Genomic DNA, 22816 nt, shown 5'->3' with positions numbered 1-22816 from the left:
GCCAGGAAGCCATCAGGATGGCACGGCGCTCGTTGCGGCACCGCGATCCGGGCGTCACAGCGGTGTCGCAGGAACGTTCACTTCGTCAGGCTGTCCAGGACGGACCGGATTTCCTCCCGTGCGTGACCGGTGGCCGAGCCGAGCAGTTCGCGCAGCGGCTCGATCGCCCGGCGGACGCCCAGCCGGCCCGCGGCCCGGACCGCGCGGCGATCGGCGTGCAGACGAAGCAGGACGAGGTTCTCCACAAGGGTGCGTTCGCGGCCGGTCAACTCCCCCAGGCCCTCGGTGCGGAGGTCGGCTCTGGTGCTGTCGAGGCTCTCGATGAACCGGTGCAACGGCCGGTTCTTCGGATCGGCGCGCCAGGTCAGCCCCAGCTCCTCGGCGGTCTTGCCCGCCTCCCACTCGGCCAGGATCGCGCGCAGTTCGGCGACCGCCTCGTTGCGCACGGCCGGCAGCGACGACAGCAGCCGGCCGCCGATGCTCAGCAGCACCTCGCCCAGCGCCGTCTCCTCGCCGTCCAGGCCCACCACGGTCAGCAGGGTGTCGGTCGCCTCCGACCGGGCGGCACTGTCCGGATCGGCCGACGCCACTTCCAGCAGGAGTTCCTTGTCCGGGTCCGGGAACTCGGCCAGCAGCCGGGCGGCGCTGCCCCGGTCGGTTCCGCTGCCGTCATGCGTGCGCAGCATCCGCACCAGAGCGGCGCGGCCCGCGTAGTCGTCCAACCTGAGGAGCGCCCTGGCCGCGAAGACCCGCATGGTGGGCGCCGCCGCTTCGGTGGTCGCCTCGATGAGCGCGGGAATGGCGCGGACGCAGCCGGCGTCGGCGAGGGCGGTCGCCACCCGGCCGTCGTTCCCGGCCAGCCTGGCGATGAGGATGTCCTCCGCCTCGGTTCGTTCCGCGCCCTCCAGCAGGGAGAACGCCGCGATGCCGGGGATCTCGTCGAGGGAGTCGCGGGTGAACGCCACGGGCGTGTCCACCCCGGCCAGGAACTCCTGGAACTCCGCCGAACGCGCCATGGCCACCAGCCTCACCCTGCGACTCATCGTGATCACACCGGGTCGCGCGACGCGGCGTGACCAGACCAGTGTGCCGCCTGAGTCCGAAGGAAGAGGACCCCGACACGAGGTGGAGCCCTTCTGCCGGCCGGTATGGGCAGCCCTTTCTCGCAGGTCAGAGCGGACTGGCGGCTTTCTGAGGCAGGTCGCGCCGAACGGCTCGCGGGCCGTCCTCGATGAGGTAGACCAGCCGGGACGGTACGGGCGACAGCCGTACCGAACGGGAGAGAAGGCCCGCCGGCTCGGTCACGTCCGCCAGACCGAGCCGCTCCAGCACCTGCTCGACCTCACCCACCTCACGCGAGCGCTCCAGATGGACGATCACGCCGGGGTCGGCGACGAGGAGCTCGGCCAGCGGCGGCCGGCTGACGCTGCACGCGCGCGGCGGCATCTACGAGCTGGGCCGGCTGCAGTACCAGCGCCGTGGCACCGCCATCGACCTGCACATCCCCGAGCCGGGGCCGATGAGTCCGGAAGCGGTCGCGACTCTCCCCATTCAACGCAAAGGGGCGAGATCACTTACATGCCTTCTTCTCCGGAGTGCAGAAGGTGATCTCGGGGTAGCTTGCCGACGGCTTGTCCAGCAGGGTTTGCGGCTTCTTCAGGAGGTGCAGGTCGAAGAAGGCGCGGACGTACGCACGGGTGGTCGCCAGGGAACGCGCCCCGGGCACCTTGGCCCCGCCGTCGAGGCCGAGCTGGTCCACCAGGAGCATGACGTCGGTGAAGGACTCATGCGCCGCCCCGGTCAGCAGGAGCCAGCGCTTCCAGCCGGTCATGAGCTTCCAGTCGCGCTCCCAGGTGTCGGCGGGGCCGCCGGCGCCGGGGGTGTACGTGGCGGGCTTGCCCAGGAACATGAACGGCCGCTTGAACGCGCTGTCCAGGATCCCCTCGTCCGTGGTGCCGTCGATGTCGATTCCGGCGCGGAGCCGGGAGTCCTTGATCATCGCGGCGATGACGGCGGCGCCGCCCGCCGAGTGGCCGGCCATCCCCATGCGGGACGGGTCGATCAGCGCGGCGCCCTTCCACTTCGGCTTCGACGCGGTCAGCTGGTCGAGCACGAAGGAGACGTCGGCCGCCCGGCCCTTCGACAACTTCGTGAACATGGACGGCTCACGCTCACCTTCGCAGGGGACGCAGGTGGTGACTCGTCCGTCGGGGAAAGTGGTGGCGACGTTCTCGTACGTGTGGTCGATGGCGGCCACCACGTACCCCCTGCTCGCGAGGTCCTCGGCGAGGGCGGTCAATGTGCTCCGGGGCTTGCTGAAACCGGGAGAGAGCACCACGAGGGGCAGGCTGCGCTTGCGGCCGTCCGGTCGCGCGTCGGTGAACGCGTTGGTGCGTGTCTTACTGAGCACGTCGACCGGAACACCGGTGATCTCCCCGTCCTTGAGGAGGAGTTCCGACTCCTTCGGCGTCATGTACCGCGCCCGGTCACGGCCCGGTGACTTCGCCGGGTACCACAGGGAGACCATGAGCTCCCGCGCCTTCACCGAGGGGACCCAGGGGTCCGGGCGGGAGGTGTCCTTCAGGTAGATGGACGTGGTGCCCACGGGGTGGGAGCCGGTGGGCTTGGGCAGGACCGGCACGCCGGCCGCCGAGGTGACGGCGTGGGCGGGGGTGGCGGCGTGGGCCGGGACAGCGGGGATGGCGGCCAGGGACGCGGCTCCCGTGAAGGCGAGCAGGCCGGCGAGGGCGAGCGTGCCGCCGTACCGTTTGGTGGTCACGCGACGCATGAGGTGTCCGTTCTTCCGCTCGGGGTGGCCGCGCCGGCGGGGGGAAGCCCGGTGGCGGCCTGGGGGCGGGAACGAAGCTAGGCGAGGCCGATCCGTGCGCACATCGGCCGTCGCGCCGACATCCGCTGCACCCCGGGAACGATCCGCAGCGGCGTCATCCTTGCGATGTACTCCCCGCGAACCCCGTCTCTGGTCAAACGGGACGATGCGTAACGGTTCGGGCATTGGCGATAATGTGCCGGTGACAGCGGATGAACGCCGGCCTTGGTGGCAGTACCTGTTCGATCTGCTGCGCCCGGAGATGCCCAGCGCGCGGCAGGCCCGCCGGGTGCTCATCGCCGACGCGCTGCTCGCAACCGTCCTCGCCGTCGCGGCGGTGTTCGCGGCGACGAGCCTGCAGAGCTCTCACCGGTACGGTGAGGAGCCGCGCCCGGTGCTCGACGTGCTGCGGCTCCGGCCGGCCCTCCAGACCGCACCCACCCCGCAGCCACCGGCAGTCCCGGAGATCCCCGCGGTCCCGGAAATCCCGGCGGTTCCGGACCTGGGCACCGTCACCCAGCAGCCCGGCCAGGACCCGTCCCAGCCGATCGAGCCCGACCAGATCAGGCACGGGTACGACCCGCCGCTGCTCCTCGTGGCCCTCACCGCGCTCCCGCTGGTGGCTCGCCGCCGCTACCCCCTGACCACCTTCGGGCTGGTAGTGGCCGCGACACTGGCCACGAACGGCGGCGAGACGTGGATCACCGTGCTGACCGCCGCGATCGCCGCCTACAGCGCCATCGCCCACAGCCGTAACCGGGTGCCCGCGGTGGCCTGCCTCCTGGTCGCCGCCGTGCTCGCCGGCGCGGTCGACCGGGACATCGCGCCCAGCCTGCCCAGCCTCCCGAGCTGGCTGGGGCCCTACGTCGTCCTGCTCAGCGCCGGAGTTCTGGCCAGCTTCGTACGGCGCTGGCGGCACAGCCGCATCCGGCTCGCCGAGTTGCAGCAGGACCAGGAGGACGCCATGCGCAAGGCGATCCAGGCCGAACGCTCCCGGATCGCGGGCGAACTCCACGACGTGGTGACCCACAATGTCAGCGTGATGGTGATCCAGGCCGGTGCCGCCCGCAAGGTGATGGACGTGCGGCCGGAGTTGTCCAAGGAGGCCCTGATCGCGATCGAGGCCAGCGGCCGGGCCGCCATGGCCGAGCTGCGCAACGTCATGGGCCTGCTCGCCGGCCAGGAAAGCGGGAGCGCCGACGCGCCGGGCGACGGTCTCGAACCGCAGCCAGGGCTCGACCAGCTCGATGACCTCATCGAACGGGTCCGCGCCGCAGGGGTGCAGGTGGACGCCGAGATCTCGTCGCCGCACCGCCCCCTTTCCCCGGGAGTCGATCTGGCCGTCTACCGGGTCGTACAGGAGGCGTTGACCAACACGATGAAGCACGCCTCGGGGGCGGTGGCGTCCGTCGTGATCGGCCAGCACGGCGACTGCCTGGAGATCGAGGTCACCGACACCGGCGGCACGCGTACGGCGCAGTCGCGGACCGGCAACGGCCGCGGACTGATCGGGCTGCGCGAGCGGCTCGCCCTCTACGGCGGAACGCTGGACGCCGCGCGCCGGACCGGCGGCGGCTACCGGCTCAAGGCCCGCATCCCCTGGAGCGCCGTATGAGCCCGCTGCGCGCCGTCATCGCCGACGACCAGGCGCTGGTACGGACCGGGTTCCGGATGATCCTCACCGCCGACGGTATCGACGTGGTGGCGGAGGCGGCCGACGGGGCGGAGGCGATCGCCGCGGTCCGGCGTAGCAGACCTGACGTCGTCCTCATGGACATCCGGATGCCACAGATGGACGGCATCGAAGCCACCCGCCGGATCGTGAGCGGCGGCGCGACCGAGACTCGCGTCCTCATCCTGACCACCTACGATCTCGACCACTACGTCTACGCCGCGCTCACCGCCGGGGCCAGTGGCTTCCTGCTCAAGGACGTTACCCCCGAACACCTGGTGGCGGCGGTCCGCCTGGTCCGCTCCGGCGATGCCCTGCTGGCGCCGACGATCACCCGCCGGCTGGTGGAGCGGTTCGCCCGGCGGGACGACGCCAGGGCCGCCCTCCACGGCGACCTGGCCGAGCTGACGCCGCGCGAGCTGGAGGTGCTGCGCCTGCTCGCCACCGGGCTGAGCAACGCCGAGCTCGCCGACCGGCTGGGCCTCAGCGCGACGACCGTGAAGACCCATGTGGCCCGCATCCTGGCCAAACTCGGCCTGCGCGACCGCGTCCAGGCCGTCGTCCTCGCCTACGAGACCGGCCTGATCTCCCCGGGCCGTCCGTCGGGCACCGACTGAACGGCTGGGCCGGGTGCCGGCTCGGGTAAAGCTGGGCCTGCGGGTGGCACACACCGATCGTGATGATCTCCTCCCGGAGGAGGCGATGAGCAGCCATCAGGAATTTCGGCCCGAGGGCACCGATGAGAACGGCCGCTACGACCGCGGCGACGTCCATGAACCCGTACGCGAGGCCGGCACCCGGCGAGCTCATGGCGCCCGCCGTCCGTGCCTCGTACGACGTAATCGTGATGTCGTGTACGCGCCCGCCGATGATCAGGCCCGGCCCGCGTCGGCGCCGTAGCGCAGTCCGTCGACGAGGAGCGCCACCATGCGCTGGCTGTACGCGACTCCTTCGCCGGCCACCGGCTGGCACAGATGGGCGACGGCGTACAGGAGGTCCTCGGCGCTGATGTCGGCGCGGATCTCGGCGCTGGCCGTCGCGGCTTCGAGCAGTGACCCGAGGGTGGGTCCGAGCCGCTGCATGAAGTAGCAAGGCAGGGCGTCGAACGCCGGATCGCCCGAGTGCAGGGCGGTGGCGAGTCCTCGTTTGGTCGCGAGGAACTCGGTGTAGCGGTGGAGCCATTTCGCGAGTGCCGCGGCCGGCTCGTGCGCCGCGGTCAGCGCCGGGGCGGCGTCGGCGCAGGCATCCACCTCGCGCTGGAACACGGCCTTGACCAGGTCCGAGCGCTGCGGGAAGTGCCGGTACAACGTTCCGACTCCGACGCCGGCCAGGTCGGCGATCTCCTTCGCGGGCGCGTCCACGCCCGACGTGCCGAAAACGGTTTTCGCCGCTTCGAGCAGGGAGTCGACGTTGCGTTGCGCGTCGGCGCGTAGCCGGCGCGGCGCGCGTTCGAGTGCGCCTGGACCCACAGAGCCGGTCGGGTCGACTCCGGTCGGCGCCGCGTTCTCCGTCACGACACTCCTTCGGGTTGCATAACCGGAAAGCCTTTCCGTATAGTTCCGGAAAGGCGTTCCGCTTCTGTTCAGGGTACGGCATGCCCGAACGAGCGCTCGCCCCCACTCGACCACGATCTCAGGAGAGAACCGCATGCAGTACCGCACACTTGGCCGGACCGGCATCAAGGTCAGCCCCTACGCGCTCGGCGCCATGATGTTCGGGGCCCTCGGCAACCCCGACCACGACGACTCCATCAAGATCATCCACGCGGCTCTGGACGCGGGGATCAACTTCATCGACACCGCCGACATGTACTCCCACGGCGAATCCGAAGAGATCGTCGGCAAGGCACTCCAAGGGCGTCGCGACGACGTCGTGCTCGCCACCAAGGCCCGGTTCCCCGTGGACTTCGACCCCAGCGGCGCCACCCCGGTCCTGCCCAACCGGTCGGGCGCCTCGCGCCGCTGGCTGATCCGCGCCCTGGACGACTCGTTGCGCCGCCTGGGCACCGACTACGTCGACCTGTTCCAGATCCACCAGCCCGACCCCGACACCGACATCGAGGAGACGCTCTCGGCGCTCACCGACCTGGTGCGGGCCGGCAAGGTCCGGGCCTTCGGCACCTCCTCCCTGCCCGCCTCGGACATCGTCCAGTCCCACTGGGTCGCCGAGCGGCGCGGCCTGGCCCGGCTGCGCACCGAGCAGCCTCCGTACTCGATCCTCAACCGTGGCATCGAGCGCGAGGTCCTGCCCGTGATCCAGGCGTACGGCATGGGCGCCCTGGTCTGGAGCCCGCTCGCCGGCGGCCTGCTCACCGGCCGCTACCGCAAGGATCAGCAGAACGCCACCCACCGGTCCCGGTTCGGCTTCCGGCACCTGAGCGACGAGCGCCGCCTGGACGCCGTCGAGCGGCTCATCCCGCTCGCCCAGGACGCCGGGATCCCGCTGACCCACCTGGCCATGGCCTTCACGATCGCCCACCCCGGCGTCACGTCCGCGATCATCGGGCCGCGCACCAGGGAGCACCTCGACGACCTGCTCGCCGGACTCGACGTCACGCTCACCGACGAGGTCCTCGACCGGATCGACGAGATCGTGCCGCCCGGCACCGACATCGGGACGCTCGACATGGCCTACAACCCTCCCGCCATCGAGCACGCGCGCCTGCGCCGCCGGCCCGTCGACGAACGCGCCGCCGCCTGACCGCATCCGTGCACAGCAGGCACCCGCCGGCCCCCGGAACCGCCCAGCAGAGAGGAGCCGCTCAGTCTGTCAGGCCCCACCGGGCCGAGATGGCCGGGCGTTCGTCAGGAGGGCGGGAGCCGCGGCCGCTGGAGGGCTTCCACCCACGCGGCCGGCCACGGTGCGCTGCGAGCCGCGTCGTCGTCGTCGTGCCCGCCGTCGACGTGCACCGTGACGTAGCGCCCGGCCGCGGCCCGCACCCGCGGGCGGTGCGCGAGCTCCTCTCCCCACACCTCGAAGACGAACGACATCGACGTCGTCCCGATCCGCTCGATCTGGACGACCGTGGTCACCTCCTGCCCGAACCGGAGGGGCGCCGCGAACTCGACCTCGTAGCGGACCCGCGGCGCCCGGGGGAAGTAGTCGAGGAGTCCGCAGGCCCGCATGAGCTCGGCCTCCGCGGCCTCGACGTACCGGATGACCGTGGAGTTGTGGTAGATGCCCGCAGCGTCGGTGTCGACCCATTCCACCCGGGTGTGGTGGACCCCGCGCGCGGTGTGCGGGCGCGTCATCCGATCATGAGGTGAGATCGTGCTCACGCCCCGGGGTCCACCGCACATGGCGGCGCTGGTCCTCTTGGCGCCGCAGGAGCGCGAGGCGCGGCGGAACCTTGTCGGTGCGCGACGCCGGAGGCTTCCGGCTGCCCGCGCGGAGCTGATCCGGCCAGTCGGCGCCGTCGCCTCGGTAGTCCTGCTCGGCCGCCGCGTGCAGGGTCCACTGGGGATCGTAGAGGTGGGTGCGCCCCAGGGCGCACAGGTCCGCCCGTCCGGCCAGCAGGATGGAGTTCACATCGTCGTAGGAGGAGATGGCGCCCACGGCGATGACCTGCACGCCGGCCGGCTCCGCGACGAGCCGGCGGATCTGGTCGGCGAACGGCGTCTGGTAGGAGCGCCCGAACGCCGGCTGCTCCTCCTGGATCACCTGTCCCGACGACACGTCGATGGCCGCCGCCCCGTGCTCGACGAAGGCCCGGGCGATGTCGATCGCGTCCCGCGGGGTGTTGCCGTCCGGCACCCAGTCGGTCGCCGAGATGCGGACCGTGACCGGGATCTCCCCGGGCACGGCCGCGCGCACCGCGTCGAAGACCTCCAGGGGAAAGCGCAGCCGGTTGGCCAGGGAACCGCCGTAGGAGTCGGTCCGCTTGTTGGCCACCGGGGAGAGGAAGGAGGACAGAAGGTAGCCGTGCGCGGCGTGCACCTCGATGAGGTCGAAGCCCGCCGCGACACCGCGTCGCGCGGCGGCGACGAAGTCGGCCACCACCTGGTCCAGGTCGTCGCGGCCGGCCTCGCGGGGCAGGTGGCAGTCCTTCCCGTACGGCAGCGCGGACGGCCCGATGACCTCCCAGTTGTCCTCGGTGAGAGGCTGGTCGATGCCCTCCCACATCAGCCTGGTGGACCCCTTGCGCCCCGCGTGGCCGAGCTGCAGCCCGATCTTCGCCGTGGTCCGCGCGTGCACGAAGTCGGTCACCCGGCGGTAGGCCGCACGCTGCGTGTCGTTCCACAGGCCGGTGCAGCCGGGCGTGATCCTCCCCTCAGGGGAGACGCACACCATCTCGGTCATCACGAGCCCGGCGCCGCCCAGCGCCTTGGAGCCCAGGTGCACCAGGTGGAAGTCGTCCGGCACGCCCTCCTGCGCGGAGTACATGTCCATCGGCGACACGATCACCCGGTTCTTCAGCCGCAGCGGCCCGATGTCGACCGCCTGGAACATCGCCGGGGCGACCTCGTCCGACCCCGCCGCCGCGGCGAACGCCGTCTCGACGAGGCGGGCGAACTCCGGATCGCGCTCCTTGAGGTTCTCGAAGGTGATCCGCCGCGACCGGGTCAGCAGGTTGAAGCAGAACTGGACGGGATCCTGGCCGGCGTACATCCCGATGTTCTCGAACCACTCCAGCGAAGCCTGCGCCGCGCGCTGGGTGGACTCCACCACCGGCTTCCGCTCCGACTGGTACGCCTGCAGCGCCTCGCCGAGCGACGGGTGCTCGTGCAGGCACGCCGCCAGGGCCAGGGCGTCCTCCATCGCGAGCTTGGTGCCCGAGCCGATGGAGAAGTGCGCGGTGTGGGCGGCGTCCCCGAGCAGGACGACGTTGCCGTCGTACCAGCGTTCGTTGCGCACGGTCGTGAAGTTGAGCCACTTGGAGTTGTTGGTGAGCACCTGGTGCCCGGCGAGCTCGCCGGCGAAGATCTTCTTGATCTGCTCGACCGCGTGCTCGTCCGACGCCCCAGGGGGGAACGACTCGCCCTCGGTCACGTCGAATCCCGCGCGGCGCCACACGTCCTCGTGCATCTCGACGATGAAGGTCGAGCCGCTCGCGGAGTACGGGTAGCCATGGATCTGCATGGTGCCCCACTCCGTCTGCTTGACGAAGAACTGGAAGGCTTCGAAGACCAGGTCGGTGCCCAGCCAGATGTACTTGTTGCGCCGGTGGTCGAGCGAGGGGACGAAGGTGTCGGCGTACTTGGTCCGGATCCGCGAGTTGAGGCCGTCGGCCGCCACGACGAGGTCATGGGTCGCGCGGAGCTCGTCGGCGTCCGGCGCCTCGCTCTCGTAGCGGACGTGCACGCCCAGGTCCGCGGCGCGCTGCTGCAGCAGGTGCAGGATCTCCTGACGGCTCATCGCCGCGAAGCCCTGCCCGCCCACCGTGTGCGCGTGGCCGTCGACCTCGATGTCGATGTCGGTCCAGCGGGCGAAGCGACGGGCCATCTGGTCGTGGATGACGGTGTCGGCGTTCTCGATGCCGCCCAGCGTCTCGTCGGAGAAGACGACACCGAAGCCGAAGGTGTCGTCCGGAGCGTTGCGCTCCCAGACGGTGATCTCATGGGCCGGGTCGAGCTGCTTCATCAACGCTGCGAAGTAGAGACCACCGGGGCCACCGCCGGCGATTGCGATCTTCAACGGGGTCTTCCTCTCACTGCGGGTTCGCGACGGCATCGGCCTGCTCCGCTTCGACGATCTCCCGGAGGACGTAGTGCTGCAGCTTGCCGCTGGGGTTGCGCGGGAGGGAGGCACGGAAACGCACGTCGCGCGGATACTTGTACGGCGCCATCTGCTGCTTGACGTAGTCCTGGATCTCCTTGGCCTTCGCGGCGTCACCGCCCGCGCCGTCCTTGAGCACGACGAAGGCGCACACGATCGATCCCCGCTCCAGGTCCGGCTCGGCGACGACCGCGGACTCGATCACGTCGGGATGTGTGTCGATGACCGCCTCGACCTCCGGGCCGCCGATGTTGTACCCCGAGGACACGATCATGTTGTCGGTGCGCGCGCAGTAGTAGAAGTAGCCGTCCTCGTCCCGGTAGAAGGTGTCACCGGTGACGTTCCAGTCGCCGGCGACGTAGGCCGTCTGCCGGTCGTCGTCCAGGTAGCGGCAGCCGACCGGGCCGATCACGGCCAGCCGGCCCTCGGCACCGGGGGGCAGCTCCGCTCCGTCCGGGCCGAGAACGGTGGCCCGGTAGCCGGGCACCGGCTTGCCCGTCGCTCCGGGGCGGATGTCGTCGCCGGCCGCGGAGATGAAGATGTGCAACATCTCCGTGGCCCCGATCCCGTCGATGATCTTGAGGCCGATGGCCGACTCGATCTGTTCCCAGACGTCCTGCGAGATGTGCTCGCCGGCGCTCACCGCCGCACGGAGACCACGCAGCTTGTCGATCTGGCCCGATTTGAGGATCTGCTTGTAGGCGGTCGGCGCGGTGGCCAGCACCGTGACCTGGTGCTCCTCGACGAGGCCGGCGAGCCGCGCCGGCGTCGCGCTCTCCACGAGGAACGCGCACGCGCCCGCTCGCAACGGGAAGACCACGAGCATGCCGAGCCCGAAGGTGAACGCCAGGGGGGCCGTGCAGGCGACCACGTCATCGGGCGTGAGCTGGAGGATCTCCCGGCCGAAGGTGTTGTCGATGGACAGGATGTCACGGTGGAAGTGGGCGGTGATCTTGGGCACGCCCGTGCTGCCCGAGGTCGGCCCGAACAGCGCGATGTCATCGGCGGCGGTGGGCACGTCGGTGAACTCGCCCGGCTTGGCCGCGCAGCGGGCGATCAGGTCGTCGTCGCCGCGGCCGCCGAACGGCACGATCGTCAGGCCGGGGGCGCCGGAGTCGCGCACGACCTCCACGTCCGCCACGTGGCGGTGGTCGACCAGCGCGATCGCCGGCTGGGACTTGGCGACGACGGGGGCGAGGTCGCGGGCGCGCAGCGCCGACATCGTGGTGACGATCACGCCGCCGGCCTTCAGCGTCCCGAGCCAGCAGGCGACCGCCCACGGGTTGTTGTGCGAGCGCAGCAGCACCCGGTTGCCGGGCACGAGGCCGAGGTCCTCGACGAGGACCTGGGCGACCTGGTTGGCGTGCCGCCGGAGCTCGCCGTAGGTCCACATCTCGCCCGAGTCGGTGCGGATCGCGGGTCGATCGGGGCCGAAAGCCGCGATGGCGGCGTCGATGATCTCCCCCGCCGCGTTGAGACGGTCCGGGTACTTGAGGAGGTCGGTGGTGAACTCCAGCCGCGGCCACTGCTCGATCGGCGGCAGATGATCGCGGGCGAAGGTGTCGGTGTAGGAGGTGGGTGAGAGCTGCATCGGGGGCCCTTCCGAGCCGCGGGGGCGGCCAGACGGAGTTTAGGGGGAACGGTCCAATGATCAGGACGCGCGGACCATGCCTTCCTGCACGACCGTGGCCAGGTGTTCGCCGCTGCGGGTGAAGAAGCGCCCGAGCCCGACACCGCGTCCGGACCCGGCGGAGACGGCCTCCTGCGCGTAGAGCAACCAGTCGTCGAGGACTCCTTCGCCCGGCGCCCGGTGGAACCACATCGCATGGTCCAGACTCGCGGTGACCAGGCCGGGGCGAGCCCATGGCAGGCCGAGCACGCGCAGCACCGGTTCGAGGACGGTGTAGTCGCACACGTAGGAGAGCGCGGCGAGGTCGCGCTGCGTACGGGTCAGGCCCTCGACCGGTCGCAGGCCGTCGAACGGCTTCACCCAGACGGCCTGGTGCGGCGCCGTGTTCCCGTCGACGGTCAGGTAGAGGGGGCCGGGGACGTGGCGCATGTCGAAACTGCGGCCACCGCTCCAGTACGCCTTCGACTCCTCCGTCATCGTCCCGCCGGAGCGCTCCGCCAGGTAGGCGGCCGAGGACGGCAGCGTGCCCGGATCCGGCGCCTCGGGAGGCCGTGCGGCGAAGGCGCCGCCCGGCTCGCCGGCCGCGAACGAGGCGAGCGCCACGTAGATGGCCCGCCCGTTCTGGTAGCCGCGGACCTGCCGTGTGCCGTAGCCGCGGCCGTCACGCAGGAGCTCCACCTCATAGCGGACTTCGGCTCCGATGTCGGCCGGGCGCATGAAGTAGGAGTGCATGGAGTGCAGCGTCTTGCCCTCCGGGACCGTGCGCATCGCCGCGGCGGCGGCCGCGGCGACCAGGTCGCCGCCGTAGGCCTTGGGCCAGGGGCAGGGCTGGGTCACCGCGGTGTAGGCCACGTCGTGCTGCTCCGGCTCGGCCTCCTTCAGGGTGACGGCCGCCGTGAACGCCTCGGAAGTGAGGGCCGTCACGGCCGGCTCACCCAGTCGCTCAGCGCCTCGTCCAGGACGTCGGCGAAGTTGACCACGATGTTGTCCGGCGTGCGGGCGGTCATCCAGGTGAGCGGCCGGTTGCGATCCAGATTGCATTCGACGTGCGGCATGAAGGGCGGGACGAACACCCAGTCGCCCTCCGCCATGTCGATGTAGTCCTCGTACTTCTCCCCGAAGTAGATGCGTGCCCGGCCGGACAGGACGTATCCCCCGGTCTCGGCCTCCCCATGGTGATGGGGGACGGAGCGGTAGCCGGGCTCGTTGCTGACCTTCCCGAACCAGATCCGGGTCGCCGGCGTGTGCTGGGGGCTCACACCGGCGATGCGCGAGGCGCCTTCCGACTGGCCGGTCAGACCGGACTCCAGCCCGCCTCTGGTGACGACCGGGACGACCAGCCCGCTCTCGCCGGCGTACTGGGAATTGTCGCCCACGAGGTGGACGTGGCCGAGGTCTCCCTCTGTCGGCTGCATGATCGACTCCTAATCCTTGGTGAACGCGATGCGGTTGCGCAGCACGCCGATGCCGGTGATCTCGGTCTCCAGGACGGCGCCGTCGGTGAGATAGACCGGCGGCGTCATCGCCATCCCCACGCCGCCCGGCGTCCCGGTCAGCACCAGGTCGCCAGGTCTGAGGCGGGTGAACGTCGACACGTACGCCACCAGCGCGGCGGCGTCGAAGACGAGCTCGCGGGTGTCACCGCGCTGGCGTTCCACGCCGTCGACCCGGCAGACGACCTGGAGTCCCGCGGCCGGATCGAGCTCGTCCGCGGTGACGACGACCGGTCCGACGGGCGTGGTGCGGTCCCACGCCTTGCCCTGGAACCACTGGAGTGTCCTGCGCTGCCAGTCGCGCACCGACACGTCGTTCGCGATCGTGTAACCCCAGATCGCGGCGGCGGCCTCGGCTCGGCCGGCGCCCCGGATCTCGGCTCCCACGACCACGGCCAGTTCGGCCTCCCAGTCCACGTCGAGACCGTCGGGAAGCCGGATCTCCTCGGCCGGGCCGATCAGCGTGTCGGCGTACTTGGCGAAGAGGGTGGGGTGGGCGGGGAGCTCGCGTCCCGTCTCGGCGATGTGGCCGGCGTAGTTCAGACCGCAGCAGACCACTTTGCCCGGTTCGGGCAGCGGCAGTGCCGCGTGGGCGCCGTGGATCTCCTCGCCGAGCAGGCCGGCCACCGGCCGGTCGTGGAACGCCGCGAGGTAGGCCGACAAGTGCGGTGCCGGCAGCTTGCGCCAGGTGCCGTCAAGACTGACGGCCGCCGTCGTGCGGCCGTCTGCCTCGGTCAACGTGGCAAATCTCATCCTCGCGCCTCCAACCGGACGTCTCATGGTTGATATATCGTTTTTTTCACGTTCGTCATATAAAGTCAATACCGCTGCGGCTGCCCGGCCCCGGCGGACCTCACTCGACGGAGGCGTGATGACCCCGATCCCTGTCAACCCGGCCCTGCTGCCGGCTCCGAGCGGCTACTCGCATGGGACCCTGGCCGGCAACACGCTCCACCTCGGCGGCCAGACCGCGCTCGACCAGGACATGAAGATCGTCGAAGGTGGCATCGTCGAGCAGTTCCGCCAGGCCTTCAGCAACGTCCTCACCACGCTCCGAGAGGTGGGTGGCCGGCCGGAGGACCTGGTCAGCATCACGCTGTATCTGACGGACATCCCCGACTACCAGGCGCACGGCAAGGAGATCGGCCGGGCCTGGCGGGAGCTCGCCGGACCCGTCTACCCGGCCATGGCCGGCATCGGATGCACCGCCCTGTGGCAGCCGGAGGCGATGATCGAGATCATGGGAGTCGCCGTCATCCCCGAGGACCGGCTCAGCGCGCGGACACCGTAGGTCTCCGGCGAGCCTGGTGCTCCTCGATCATCGATCGCAAGGAGGAAACCCCACTCCCTGCCACTTTCAATCTATAGCGCACCGGGGGGCTTGCGGCAAGACCCGGGTCGTGCAGCAGAATCATCGGCCGAGGCCAGAACCTGCGGAAACAAGGGGTTCGCGAAGCACGTGCCGGAAGACGACCTTGGCGAAGGGGAGGCTCGATGATCGACGTGATCGTGGCCGGCGGCGGACCGACCGGCCTGATGCTGGCCGGCGAGTTGCGGCTGGCCGGAGTGCGGGTGGTCGTGCTGGAGAAGCTGACCGAGCCGACCGAGGAGTCGCGCGGGCAGGGTCTGCACACGCGCAGCGTCGAGATGATGGACCAGCGCGGCCTGCTGGACCGGTTCCTCGCGGTCAGTGAGAAGTTTCAGATCGGCGGGTTCTTCGGCGGCATCATGAAGCCGTGGCCGGACCGGTTGGACACGGCTCACCCGTACGGCCTCGCCACCCCGCAGCCGGTCACCGAGCGGCTGCTCAACGAGTACGCCCTCGAAGTCGGTGCCGAGATCCGGCGCGGTTGCGAACTGACCGGGCTGAGCCAGGACGAGGACGGGGTGACCGTCGAGCTGGCGGACGGCACGCACCTGCGCTCGCGCTACCTCGTCGGGTGCGACGGCGCCCGCAGTGTGGTGCGCAAGCGGCTCGGCGTCGGCTTCCCCGGCGAGCCCGCCACGGTCGAGACGCTGCTGGGTGTGATGGAGTCGACCGAGGACCCGGCGACGATCGCGGCCATCGTCGCGGAGGTCCGCAAGACCCAACTGCGGTGCGGCCTCGCCCCCACGGGGGACGAGGGGCTGTACCGCGTCGTCGTGCCGGCCGACGGGGTGGCCGAGGACCGTGCGACCGCGCCGACCCTGGAGGAGTTCCAGCGGCAGTTGCGGGCCCACGCGGGGACCGACTTCGGCGTGCACTCGCCGCGCTGGTTGTCCCGGTTCGGGGACGCCACCCGGCAGGCCGAGCGTTACCGGGTCGGCCGGGTGCTGCTGGCCGGCGACGCGGCGCACATCCATCCGCCGACCGGCGGGCAGGGGCTCAACCTCGGTGTGCAGGACGCGTTCAACCTGGGCTGGAAGCTGGCCGCCGCGGTCAACGGCTGGGCGCCGGAGGGGCTGCTGGACAGCTATCACGCCGAACGGCACCCGGTGGGCGCCCGCGTGCTGGACAACACCCGTGCGCAGATCACCCTGCTGGGCGCAGATCCGGGTGCGACCGCGCTGCGGGGGCTGTTGTCGAGGCTGATGGACTTCGAGGAGGTGAACCGGTACGTGACCGGGATGATCACCGCGGTCGAGGTCCGTTACGACTTCGGCGAGGGCCCCGAACTGCTCGGCCGGCGGCTGCGGGACGTGCAGCTGAAGCGGGGCCGCCTCTACGAGCTGATGCGCGGCGGCCGTGGACTGCTGCTCGACCAGACCGGCCGGCTCTCGGTGGCGGGCTGGGCGGATCGGGTCGACCACGTCGCCGACGTCAGCGAGGAACTGGCCGTGCCCGCGGCGCTGCTGCGGCCGGACGGTCACGTGGCGTGGGTCGGTGAAGATCAGCAAGATCTGCTCGGCCGTCTGCCCCAGTGGTTCGGCGCTGCCGTGCGCTGAACGCGAAGTCGCGGGAGACCCCGGGCCGCCGCGTGGCTCGCGGGTCCCCCGCCGCCCGCCTGCGGCTCAGGTGGCGCGCGGCTGCGCGGGTGAGGACAGCGTGGGTGGGGTCGGCGCGGGCGGCCCGCTGGGCAGCGGCGCGATCACGTTGTTGATCAGCGCGGTCGCCGCCGTGGTCGCGATGGCGATGGACAACGCGGCCATCGGTGCGGCCAGGGCACGCAGCGTGCGGACGTTCCTGGCGCGCGCCCACGGCTCGTCCGCCAGCCACATGAGCCGCCACTCCCACCACAGGCCCAGCCCGATGCTGACGACGGCGATGTTGCCGACGGCGACGAGCACGCCGATCAGCGCCTCGTTGGGCGTGGGCACCGTCTCCAGCGTATCCGTGGTCCCGACGGTGGCCTTGACGAACGTGTACACGTACGTGGGCAGCTCGACGAGCAGCGCCGTCAGCAGGAACGCCATGGACTTGGCCAGCGGGTGGGTGCCGCGCACGCGCGGGTAGAAGTAGCCGGACACCATGCACAGGGCAGGCAGCGACAACAACGCCAGCGCGGCCACGAGCAACCGGAATCCGTCGGCCGGCCCGCTCACCGACTCCACGATCCGCACGACGGAGAACGGCAGCGACAACACCATCCCCACGCCGAACGCGGCCAGCGCGTTCTGCCAGGGGGTGCGCCCGGCCAGGGTGGTGAGGGCGAGGTCGGAGTCGAGCGTCCTGATGCGCTCGTCGCCCGCCTGCTCCAGCGTCCGGCGCCGCCCTTCGAAGTCGTCGCCCTCCCCCGGCTGCCGCAGCAGGTTCGTCAGCGCCGTACGTGCCGACCTGCGTCTCATCAGGTCGCGGACGAGCAACCGGTGCTCGTCCTGGGAGACCTCCTGGAGCACCTCGGGCCGCGGACGTGGCAGCAGGATGAACACCCCCGCCCAGGCCAGCAGCACCGAGATCCCCAGAGCGGAGCTGTCGATGGCCTGGGCACGGATCAGCACCAGGAAGAGCACGGCCGTGTGGAAGGCGGCCGGTTCAGCGAGCCCCGCCGGGCTCTGGCCGAAGCGGCGTACGCGAATGACGAGCATCAGCAGTGCCAGAACCGGCAGGCCCATGAGCGCGAACTGCCCGAACAGGGCGTTGAGGTCGTCCATCCGCAAGGACAGCCAACTGCTCCCTGCCTCCATCGCGATGTTCGCGTAGACCAGCACGCCGAACGCGGCCGACGTGGCCGCCACCCAGCGAGCCGCGCTCAGCGGCGACCATCGGTGACTCGTCTCGGTGACCCAGCCGAAGACCAGCGCGCACCAGGCGAGCACGCCCAGCGCCAGCAGCATGCGGTGCGACGGGGGCAGCCCGGTCAGCACCGCCCTTCCCTGGAGCAGGGCGCCCGCTCCCAGCAGCAGCAGGCCGGCGCCCGGCAGCAGGCGGCGCAGCCCGGGCACGGCGGCCACCACGATGGCGAGGGCCGCCGCGCCGGCCAGGCATCCGGCGGCGGGCCAGAAGCCGAGGAACGCCCGCAGCGGCCACGCGCCCAGGGCGAGGCCCGCCAGGGCGGCGGTCCCCGCTGCCACCGCCACGGGCAGGTCACTGCGCCCTCGCGCGGCGCGAGCCGTGGAGAAGAGCGCCATGATCGGGACACCGGCCAGCAACAACACCACGGCCGTGTAGGCGAGCCAACCGCTGAAGGTCCAGATGCCCGCTGTGTAGGCCACCACCACCATGGCCACGAGCAGCCCGTTGCGGGGACGGCGCCACCACGTGCCGCCGAGCGCGCGCACGAGGCTGTAGGACAGGATGAGCCCGGCGGCCACCCAGCTCACCGCCTGCAGCGCCGTCCAGCCCCGGCTCAGGAAGCTGCCATCCGGATTCTCCTCCTCGAACCCCTGTTGAGGATCTTCGCCCTCCAGGTACACCGCGATCTGCGGATCCTCGCCGAGATATTCGGCGACGGGCGCCGACCGGCCGTCCTCGGTGAAGGCGACCTTCACCGAGGACGCGCCGCTCAGCCGGAGGTAATGCGCGTCCTGCGTCAAGGGCGGAGGGCCGCGCACCCCTGCCACGGTCCAGCCGGTCGCGGTGACGACGATCTCGTGGGCGGTCAGCCGGGGGACCTGATCATCGGCGGGTGGCGTGTATTCGATGCCGACATATCTCACGCCTGCCTGCTCGACGAGGAGATCCGCAGGTGGTTCGCTCGCACCAGCCTCTTGGAAGCCGCCGTACTCGGTGCCGGTGTAGGTGATGACGGCCTCGCGCGAGCCGCGTTCCATCCTGATGACCGGGGCGGCGAAGGCCAGATCGAGAAGTGGCTGCAGGGTGCTCACCATGGTGCCCAGCCGGGCTTCCGCGAACTCCATGGGCAGGCGGCCGGCGGCGCCCGCGCGCAGGGCGACCACGTCAGGGTCGTCGGCCGGCACCCTCACTTCGTGTATCACCCGCATCTTGCAGAGGCTCAGCCGCGGATCGAGCCGGCCGAGTTGTTCCTCCCCCACGGCGGGGTGGTCGCTCCAGTCGCCGGCCGTGGCGCGGGTGAGCGTCACCCAGGTGGTGGCGACGCGCGGCGTCAGGGACTGCTCGGATGGGACCGCCTTCCCGGTCACCTCCAGTTCGGCGCTGCCGAAGCGGTTCCCGCACCTGACGATGACCGGGTATCTGCCGGGGGTGAGGCCGCGACTCAGCTCGGCGTCGGCGTACAGGCCCACGCCGGGCAGGTCTCCGTCGAAAGCCGGGCTCCAGGCGAAGGCGCTGGACTCGGCGGCGACGTCGCGGTCGGGAGACGCGCAGAAGGCGGACACCCGCGCCTTCCGCGTTCCGGCGGGGACGCTCGGCGGCTCGACGGTGACGCGGAGGGGCTCCGGCGAAGGCGTCTCGGTGGGCGAAGGCGAGGGTGTGGGCACGGACCTCGGTGGCGGCGGGGCCTCGATGAGCGAGACCGCCCACAGCCCGCCTCCGAGGGCCAGCACAACGCCGCCCGCAGTGATCCACCTGCGGAGCGGCCCAGCGCGTGATACCTCCACATCCGCATGTTCCGGCCGAATCCGCCCGTGCGCCACTCCTTGGCCGGGATATGACGCCATCGAACTGTCGAGGGCGGAGCCGGCCGTGACGTCCGCGGCTTGCGGCCGGCTCCTTCGCCGACGCGGGCGTGCGTCTCACCTGGCTCGCGGCGCCCGGGGTGGAGTCGTGGCGGTCAGAAGTACCGGGAGGTGAGGTCGGTGGTGGGCCAGGTCTTCACGGTGCCGATCGCCTTCCCGAGGACCGGGTCGATGGAGCCGAATTCGGGGCTGCCCTCCTCATTCCGCCGATTGAAGATCGCACAGTAGCTGACGCCGTTCTGCACCCGCGCGAGGAAGCTGTACGTGCCGGGCATCGAGCCGGTGTGCCAGGTGTTGAGGGTGCCGACGTTGTTGGCGCGGACCTGCCAGCCGAGGCCGTACCACCAGCCACCGGCGTTCTCGCCGATCTCCGGCTTGGCGAACACCCCCGAGATCGAGGTCTTGTTGAGCACCGGCCCGGGGGCGTCGAAGACGAAGCCCCACTTGACCATGTCGACGGCCGAGGCGACCCAGCCGCCGTTGGCGTCCTGGTTCGGCATGTTGAAGCCGCCGAACGGAAAGGGCACCGTCGCGCCGGACTCGTCCACGACGCTGGTCCCGGTGTACTTCGACACGTAGGGCACCTCGGTGGCGAACGCCTGCGACCGCAGGCTCCGCCCGAGCCGCAGCCGGGTGATCCCGGCGGGGGCGAGCAGGTGCTGCCGGACGTAGGACTCGTAGCTCATGCCGGAGATCTTCTCGATCACCCGGCCGGCCAGCATGTAGCCGTAGTTGCTGTAGGCGTACGTGGTGCCGGGGGCGTGGTCGAGCTTCCTGCCGCTCACGTACTTCATGATGTCCGCGTGACCGATCGGCAGCGGCACGTCCAGCGACGCCGCGATCGTCGGGTCGGTCCAGAGCGGGTCCTTCGACACGGCGCTGTCCCAGCCGCCGGTGTGCTGCAACAGGCGCCACAGAGTGACGTTCGCCAGCCGCGGATCCGCCGTGGTGGGCAGCCCCAGAATGGTCGCGACCTTCGCCCCCAGTGTGACCTTGCCGTCCTGGACCAGCCTGGCCAGCGCGGCTGCGGTCAGGCTCTTGCTGAGGCTGGCGATGCGGAACAACGAGGTCGGCTGCACCGGGACCGACACACCGTCCTTCGCGTACGAGCCGTAGCCGCGGGCGAGCAGGATCTTCCCGTTCTTGGCCACCGCGAGCTGGGCGCAGGAGATGCTCCGCTCGGCGATGTACGTCTTCATGGCGGTGTCGAAGCCCGCCATCGCGGCCGGCACGACCCCGGTCGTCGGGGCCGCGGCAGCCTCCGCGGCCCGGGTGCCGAGCACCAGAGCGGGCATCGCGCCGGCTCCCACCTGAAGCAAACGCCGCCTGCTGATCGTCACTGTTCCCCCTAGAAACACAAGCGTTTAAGAGCGCACCTTTACTACCACAATTACCTGAGATTCCTGACCGAAATCGGTGCGCAGGGGGCGCAGACGGTCGCGACGAAGCTCCGCAGCATACGTGCGGACACCGGGTGCGCGACGTTCTCCAAAGCGTCCAGAGCCGCCCGGTGGGCATCACGGCAGGCGGTCTCGGCCAGGTGCAGGGCCGTCGAGCGGGCGCCGGGGTCACCGGCGAGGAGATCGGCGGTGATGTGCGGGAGCGTGTCGGGGATGTCCGAAAGTCGTCCGGCGAACATTCCGGACAGCGTGACGTCCAGCCGGGTTCGCTCGCCGCGTACCGCCAGGACCTCTTCGGCGTGCAGGAAGGCGTGTCCGCTGTGGTTGCCGAAACTGCGCAGCGCTCGGGTCGTCTCGGGTGCGGCACCGCCTAGCTGGGCCCCGATGCGGGAGGGGAACTCCAGCAACGCGGCGAACACCTCCCCCGCCCGCGACCGCCCGGCCGGGTCGATCCTGGCGGTGCGGAGCGCGGCGAGCTCGCCCAGCCAGTCCGCGAACGACCACGACACCTGCGGGGCCGCGGCCGCCACCAGCCGTGAGGCCTGCGCGAGAAGGAAGTCGCCGGCCAGCAAGGTGCTGGCGACGGCCCAGTCCACCCTCCGGCCCGGCGCCGCGCGCTCCGGCGTCGGGCCGAGGAAGGCCAGCGCCCCGAGGGTGGCGAGCTCGATCGCGGCGGCGAGGGTCGCGAAGGCGGGGTCGGGCGGGTTCCCGCCGGCCAGCAAGGCGGCGAAGAACGGCGCGGCGGGGCGCAGCCGCTGGTGCGGGCCGTGCTCTCCGGCGATCAGCAGGCGGGCGATGAACGGCCATTCCCTGCGGACGGTGCTGACGGCGACCTCGTCGCAGGCGAACAGGAACGGCCCGAGAAGCGCCACGTCAGGTGCGGACAGCGGCATCAGGTCGGCGGCCGTCAGCCCGGAGAACCCCTCTGGCGTCAGCACGGCCCGGCGCACCTTGGCCGAGACGGGCCGCTCGTCGTCGGCCGTGGCCACGAGGACCCGCCAGGCCAGATGGTAGCGGCGGGCGGCGTGCGTGGCCGTCTCGAAGTAGCCGACGAACGTCGCGGACAGCCGGCGCGTGTAGGTGCGCCCGGCCGCGCCCGGGTCGTCCGGATGGTCGGCGATGGCGCGGGCGGCGAGCAGTCCGCTCTGCACGGCGTAGCTGAGCCCCTCGCCGGTGAACGGGTTGACCAGGCCGGCGGCGTCGCCGACCAGCAGCCGGCCGTCGCCGGGGACGCTGAGCTCGGGGGCGAAACCGCTGTTGAGGACGCCGCTCACCGGGGGTCCTGCGGGGGTGGCCCCGGCGAAACGCTGATCCCCTTCGGTGAGGACGGCCAGCGCGATGCCGAGGAGTTCGTCCTGGCTGCCGGAGCCGAGCCTGGAGGCGCCGATCGTGCAGGTGCCCGGCTGAGCCCCCGGCACCGCCCACACGCACGTCGGGCGCTCGGCCGGGTCGATGGTGCGCGGCGCGGGCAGGGCCAGCACGATCGACGAGGTCAGGTCCACACCGCTGTACGGTCGCGCGCACAGCAGGCCGGTGGCGTGCGGCGTGCCGCCTGAGGGCGCTCCGGTCGCGACCACGAGATGGCGCGCCGACACGGTGGTGCCGCCGGTCGAGGCGTGCCAGGCGCCTTCCCGGCGTACCGGGTCGGTGACCCTTCGCGGCAACCAGGTGGCTCCGGCGGTCACGGCGATCCGGCGCAGCCCGTCGACGAGGTGGCGCCGGCCGCAGGCGGCGTTCACGGCCTCGGGCAGCACTCGTCCGCCGCCCTGCCCCAACCGCAGCTCCACGGTGTCGACGACGTGGGCGGCGACCTCCTGCAGCGCGCCGACCGAGGCCAGGGCGCGCATGGCCGCACCGCCCAGCACCAGGTCGTAGTCCGCCTCACCTGCCACCTCACCGCCCGCCTCCCCGCCCGCCTCACCGGCCAGGACGGTGCGCAGGCCGTGACGGGCCAGCTCGGCGGCGGCGATCGCGCCGGCCGGTCCGGCGCCGACGATCAGCACGTCGGCTTCGAGCGGCGCGTCGGCTCTGACTGGCATGTCGGCTCCCAGCGGCATGTCGGCT

General features: G+C 71.2%; 18 protein-coding genes. 5 read left to right on the top strand and 13 right to left on the bottom strand.

Going from position 1 to position 22816, the window contains the following annotated elements:
* Window positions 1-77 precede the first annotated feature (77 nt).
* The 3 genes from ACWD0F_RS43640 to ACWD0F_RS43630 all read right to left on the bottom strand — a co-directional run bounded on the left by ACWD0F_RS43640 (window position 78) and on the right by ACWD0F_RS43630 (window position 2779).
* A complete protein-coding gene (locus ACWD0F_RS43640; protein ID WP_449887743.1) occupies window positions 78-1043 on the bottom strand; it encodes a HEAT repeat domain-containing protein in 966 nt (321 codons plus the stop codon).
* A 127-nt stretch (window positions 1044-1170) separates the two neighbouring features.
* Window positions 1171-1446, bottom strand: a complete 276-nt coding sequence (locus tag ACWD0F_RS43635; protein WP_449887741.1) for a hypothetical protein — start codon at window positions 1444-1446, stop codon at window positions 1171-1173.
* A 124-nt stretch (window positions 1447-1570) separates the two neighbouring features.
* A complete protein-coding gene (locus ACWD0F_RS43630) occupies window positions 1571-2779 on the bottom strand; it encodes an alpha/beta hydrolase family protein (protein WP_449887739.1) in 1209 nt (402 codons plus the stop codon).
* Between the two features lie 250 nt (window positions 2780-3029).
* On the opposite strand from ACWD0F_RS43630, the gene ACWD0F_RS43625 reads away from it, so the two are divergent.
* Both ACWD0F_RS43625 and ACWD0F_RS43620 read left to right on the top strand, forming a co-directional pair.
* A complete protein-coding gene (locus tag ACWD0F_RS43625) occupies window positions 3030-4442 on the top strand; it encodes a histidine kinase (RefSeq protein WP_449887737.1) in 1413 nt (470 codons plus the stop codon).
* The gene (locus tag ACWD0F_RS43620; RefSeq protein WP_449887735.1) at window positions 4439-5116 is read left to right on the top strand and encodes a response regulator; all 678 of its coding nucleotides are present in this window, start codon (window positions 4439-4441) and stop codon (window positions 5114-5116) included. Before ACWD0F_RS43625 ends, ACWD0F_RS43620 begins: the two co-directional genes overlap by 4 nt.
* A gap of 255 nt (window positions 5117-5371) precedes the next feature.
* Here ACWD0F_RS43620 and ACWD0F_RS43615 read toward each other — a convergent pair whose 3' ends face one another.
* Window positions 5372-6013 (bottom strand): TetR/AcrR family transcriptional regulator, encoded by a 642-nt coding sequence (locus ACWD0F_RS43615; protein ID WP_449887733.1) that lies wholly within the window; start codon window positions 6011-6013, stop codon window positions 5372-5374.
* Between the two features lie 133 nt (window positions 6014-6146).
* Between ACWD0F_RS43615 and ACWD0F_RS43610 the strand changes: the two genes are divergently transcribed.
* Complete coding sequence (locus ACWD0F_RS43610; RefSeq protein WP_449887731.1) at window positions 6147-7199, top strand: aldo/keto reductase; 1053 nt, start codon at window positions 6147-6149, stop codon at window positions 7197-7199.
* 104 nt (window positions 7200-7303) lie between these two features.
* Here the strand turns inward: ACWD0F_RS43610 and ACWD0F_RS43605 are convergent, their stop codons facing one another.
* From ACWD0F_RS43605 to ACWD0F_RS43580, 6 genes are read right to left on the bottom strand one after another with little or no spacing between them, the layout of a single operon-like run.
* Window positions 7304-7750 (bottom strand): acyl-CoA thioesterase, encoded by a 447-nt coding sequence (locus ACWD0F_RS43605; RefSeq protein ID WP_449887729.1) that lies wholly within the window; start codon window positions 7748-7750, stop codon window positions 7304-7306.
* A 4-nt stretch (window positions 7751-7754) separates the two neighbouring features.
* Window positions 7755-10133 carry a bifunctional salicylyl-CoA 5-hydroxylase/oxidoreductase gene (locus ACWD0F_RS43600; RefSeq protein ID WP_449887727.1) on the bottom strand — a complete coding sequence of 793 codons (2379 nt, stop codon included), beginning with the start codon at window positions 10131-10133 and terminating at the stop codon, window positions 7755-7757.
* 13 nt (window positions 10134-10146) lie between these two features.
* On the bottom strand, window positions 10147-11805 hold the full coding sequence (locus tag ACWD0F_RS43595) for an AMP-binding protein (protein WP_449887725.1): 1659 nt from the start codon (window positions 11803-11805) through the stop codon (window positions 10147-10149).
* Between the two features lie 60 nt (window positions 11806-11865).
* Window positions 11866-12768, bottom strand: a complete 903-nt coding sequence (locus ACWD0F_RS43590; RefSeq protein ID WP_449887723.1) for an acyl-CoA thioesterase — start codon at window positions 12766-12768, stop codon at window positions 11866-11868.
* Window positions 12765-13259 (bottom strand): cupin domain-containing protein, encoded by a 495-nt coding sequence (locus ACWD0F_RS43585; protein WP_449887721.1) that lies wholly within the window; start codon window positions 13257-13259, stop codon window positions 12765-12767. The genes ACWD0F_RS43590 and ACWD0F_RS43585 overlap by 4 nt, the downstream gene beginning before the upstream one ends.
* Window positions 13260-13268: 9 nt before the next feature.
* Complete coding sequence (locus ACWD0F_RS43580; RefSeq protein ID WP_449887719.1) at window positions 13269-14075, bottom strand: fumarylacetoacetate hydrolase family protein; 807 nt, start codon at window positions 14073-14075, stop codon at window positions 13269-13271.
* Window positions 14076-14208: 133 nt separating this feature from the next.
* Between ACWD0F_RS43580 and ACWD0F_RS43575 the strand changes: the two genes are divergently transcribed.
* Window positions 14209-14628: a RidA family protein gene (locus ACWD0F_RS43575; RefSeq protein WP_449887717.1), complete on the top strand. Its 420-nt coding sequence runs from the start codon at window positions 14209-14211 to the stop codon at window positions 14626-14628.
* Between the two features lie 203 nt (window positions 14629-14831).
* Window positions 14832-16262, top strand: coding sequence for a rifampin monooxygenase (rox, locus tag ACWD0F_RS43570; RefSeq protein ID WP_449887715.1), 1431 nt, complete (start codon window positions 14832-14834; stop codon window positions 16260-16262).
* Window positions 16263-16328: 66 nt separating this feature from the next.
* On the opposite strand, the gene ACWD0F_RS43565 is transcribed toward rox, so the two are convergent.
* The 3 genes from ACWD0F_RS43565 to ACWD0F_RS43555 form a co-directional block, all read right to left on the bottom strand.
* Window positions 16329-19220 (bottom strand): hypothetical protein, encoded by a 2892-nt coding sequence (locus tag ACWD0F_RS43565; protein ID WP_449887713.1) that lies wholly within the window; start codon window positions 19218-19220, stop codon window positions 16329-16331.
* A 227-nt stretch (window positions 19221-19447) separates the two neighbouring features.
* Window positions 19448-20647: a serine hydrolase domain-containing protein gene (locus tag ACWD0F_RS43560; RefSeq protein ID WP_449887711.1), complete on the bottom strand. Its 1200-nt coding sequence runs from the start codon at window positions 20645-20647 to the stop codon at window positions 19448-19450.
* A 95-nt stretch (window positions 20648-20742) separates the two neighbouring features.
* Window positions 20743-22791, bottom strand: a complete 2049-nt coding sequence (locus ACWD0F_RS43555) for an FAD-dependent monooxygenase (protein WP_449887709.1) — start codon at window positions 22789-22791, stop codon at window positions 20743-20745.
* Window positions 22792-22816 lie beyond the last annotated feature (25 nt).

Source organism: Nonomuraea sp. NPDC002799 (assembly GCF_053592075.1).
The sequence above is the reverse complement of the archived record's forward strand: the minus strand, read 5'-3'. Positions and strand labels throughout refer to the sequence as shown.